The sequence below is a fragment of the Mycobacterium sp. genome, from assembly GCF_052144515.1.
GTDB lineage: Bacteria > Actinomycetota > Actinomycetes > Mycobacteriales > Mycobacteriaceae > Mycobacterium.
In genome coordinates, this window is record NZ_JBKQQD010000013.1 from 1 (window position 1) to 3,196 (window position 3,196).

Consider the following 3,196-nt stretch of genomic DNA (forward strand, 5'->3'; position numbering starts at 1 on the left):
TCGTGTTCGGCGGTGGTCATGCGACGCTCCGATCCCTCCAGGCTTCGATCAACTTGGCATTTTGGGCGGGAGTGCTTCCATACGTGGCGATTTCGTCAGCGCCGGCATCGCGGAACCGCTGCAGCGAGGAGACGCACTCGTCAACCGATCCGATGGCGCAGGTATCGATCATCCAGTCGTCGGGAATGATCTTGGCCGGTTCCAGCAGCTGGTGGCGATGGTAAAGCCGGTCGGCCACCTTCTCGTTGGCGGCCAGCTGCCGATGGGCTCGCAGCTCGTGCACGACCGACATGTCCCAGCCGTTCTCCTCGACCAGCGTCTCGCCGTAGCCGGGGTACTGCAGGTAGCCGACCGCCCGACCGTGCGCCAACGAGCGAGTCTCGATGTCGTCGAGACCCGGCGCCGTGATGACCGCCTGACAGACGCGAATCTCATTGGGATCCCTACCGATGCGCTCGCAGGCCGCCCTGATGCGTTCGACCGCGTTGGCCGTTGCGTCCGGGGTGAGCACCGGCGGCAGCAGGACCCCGTCGAACGACGAGGCGAGCAGTTCGGCACCCTTTTTTCGCGCGAACGTACCGAACCAGACCGGCGGCGCAGGCCCGGGCGCGATCTCGGAGAACGCCAATGCGGGAAACCGGCCCACCGGCCCGTCGTAGGAAACCGTCTCGCCGCGCCAGAGCCGGCGCAGGATGTCGACGTAGTCGGCCATCTCGGTGTAGGTCGGCATCCGCAGGCCCATATCGCGCCAGATGGCGTCGGTGCCGCGGCCCAGGCCCAGGGTGAACCTCGGGCCGTAGCAGGCCTGCATCGTCGCCGCCAGCGCCGCCATCAGCCAGGGTTGGCGAGTCGGCGGGCAAACCATGGCCGTCCCCAGCTCGATGTGTGATGTGTGGGCCGCCGCACCCGAGAGGATGACGTCGGCCTGCTTGATGTCCCAGCGTTCGGACAGGAACACCGCCCGGAAGCCGAGCCGCTCGGCGTCGACGGCGTCGTGAATGCCCTGCGCCGGGGTGCGTTGGTCGGACTCGTAGTCGACGTCGCCCTGGACTGCGCTCACCGCGCCCGAGATGACATACGCGCTCAGATCTCCAACAACATCGACCTGTGCGCCTTCGGTCATTCGGTCCACCGTTCGATGTCACACCCGTCGGCCGGGCCCTTGTCCTTACACTTGTAAGAAGCCTAGGGTAGGTTCTTACACTTGTAAAGGAAACGCTTTGATGGCCACTCGCGAAGGACGTCGCGGACCCAAGCCGACACTGAACCGCGAGGTGGTGATCGAGGCCGCGCTCGACCTCATCGACACCGACGGCCTGGCCGCGTTGAACCTGCGCAAACTCGCCGGCCGGATGGGCATCAGCGCGATGACCCCGTACCACTACTTCGATGACAAGGCGGACCTGCTTGCCGCCATGGTGGAGTATGCGATGGCTCCGCTGGCCAGTGACCTCGATCCAAATCTGCCCTGGGACAAGCAGATCAACGCCGCGATGCGGGACGTGCATGAGACCCTCATGCGCCACCCGGGCGTCGTCGAACTCGTCATCGCCGAGTCCGACACCCTGCGACTCGACGAGTTCCGCCAGAGCTTGATCACCACCTTGCAAAAGGCGGGGCTCTCGCGTAGCCGCAGCGCCGACGTGCTGCGCTCACTGACCAGCTACATCCTGGGCTACACGCTGCTCGACCGGCTGCGTCCGCGGCAGCCGAACCGCAGCGCACCTCCGGATTCGTTCGACCTGGGCCTGGAGATGATGATGCGCTCGCTACGCGAGGAGGTCGACGGCCCCCGGCGGCCCTAACCATCGGAACGGACGCCGCAATGCGGCCATTCAGGTAAGCGCGCGGATTCCGGCGCGGACCTCGTCGACGAAAATCTCTGGCCGTTCCAAAGCGGCGAAGTGGCCCCCTTTGGCAACGCCGTGGTAGTAGCGAAGGTCGGTGAACCTGGTGCGGAGCCATCGTTCGCTGACGTTGACGATTTCCTTCGGGAACCGGGTGTAGGCCGAGGGCGCGGCGACCTCGTCAAATGAGCTGATCATCGAGAAGCTCTCCCAGTACAAGCGCGCCGAGGAGGCGGCGGTGTTGGTCAACCAGTAGACCATCACGTTGTCCAGGATGACGTCGCGCGCAACAGCATTCTCCGGGTGCCCGTTGCAGTCGGTCCAGGCGTAGAACTTCTCGGTGATCCAGGCAAGTTGACCGACCGGCGAGTCTGCGAGCCCATAGCCCAGGGTCTGCGGCCGGGTTGCCTGCTGCACGGCGTAGGCGCCCTCTTGCTCCATGTATGCCGGCAGCCCCCCGACGGCCTGCTCATCGGGCGTCAGTTCACCAAGCCCGGCCAGCGCCTCCGGTGAGGCCAGCGCAAGATTGACGTGGATCCCGCGCAGCCCGGCGGCGGGCTTGGTGCCCATGGCCGCGGTCACGGACGCGCCCCAATCACCGCCCTGGGCGAAGTAGTCGCGGTAGTCCAGGGCGACCATAAGTTCGTTCCACGCCTCGGCGATTCGCTCGATGCCCACCCCGGGAGTCGTTGGCTTGTCGCTGAACCCATATCCGGGCCGGGATGGAATGACCACGTGAAAGGCGTCGTCGGCAGGGCCACCGAAGCGTTCCGGGTCGGTCAGCGCACCGATCACGTCGAGAAACTCGACTACCGAGCCCGGCCAACCATGGGTCAAGATCAGTGGCCGGGCGTCACGATGCGGCGAGCGCACGTGCAGAAAGTGGATCCCCAGGTCACCGATGGTCGCGTGGAACTGCGGATACGCGTTGAGCCGGTTGGCGACCCGGTACATGTCGTAGTCCCTTGCCCAGTACCCGGCCAGCTCGCGAACATAGGCCGAAGGGATGCCCTGCGACCAGTCGGACACGGTTTCGGCGTCTGGCCACCGTGTCCGCGCCAGGCGAGCGCGCAGATCGGCGATGTCGGTCTCGGAAATTTCAACACGAAAGTCGCGAATTTCAACCATGACGACAAAGCTCCCTTCACAGGGTTAACGAGTACTCACTACCACTTCGATACCCACACGGGTGATTTACTCTTTGTTGCAAAGATAGTAATGCTCACAAGAACTTGGTCAAGAACATTCGTTCGCAGCCTGACCCCTGCGCGCGAGCCTGATCGAAGCCATCGTCGGCATGACATCCCCGGTCGGCGGCACTCAGCGCCCGGTCGCGCGTGGCAATCAGG

General features: G+C 64.9%; 3 protein-coding genes. 1 reads left to right on the forward strand and 2 read right to left on the reverse strand.

Translation table 11 applies throughout. The annotated features are described in order from the left end of the window. Nucleotides 1-16: 16 nt before the first annotated feature. Nucleotides 17-1,123 carry a TIGR03857 family LLM class F420-dependent oxidoreductase gene (locus ACLP9N_RS00585; protein ID WP_442405576.1) on the reverse strand — a complete coding sequence of 369 codons (1,107 nt, stop codon included), beginning with the start codon at nt 1,121-1,123 and terminating at the stop codon, nt 17-19. Between the two features lie 100 nt (nt 1,124-1,223). On the opposite strand from ACLP9N_RS00585, the gene ACLP9N_RS00590 reads away from it, so the two are divergent. Next, the gene (locus ACLP9N_RS00590; RefSeq protein ID WP_442405577.1) at nt 1,224-1,805 is read left to right on the forward strand and encodes a TetR/AcrR family transcriptional regulator; all 582 of its coding nucleotides are present in this window, start codon (nt 1,224-1,226) and stop codon (nt 1,803-1,805) included. Between the two features lie 30 nt (nt 1,806-1,835). Here ACLP9N_RS00590 and ACLP9N_RS00595 read toward each other — a convergent pair whose 3' ends face one another. Next, a complete protein-coding gene (locus ACLP9N_RS00595) occupies nt 1,836-2,975 on the reverse strand; it encodes an epoxide hydrolase family protein (RefSeq protein WP_442405578.1) in 1,140 nt (379 codons plus the stop codon). Between the last annotated feature and the right edge of the window lie 221 nt (nt 2,976-3,196).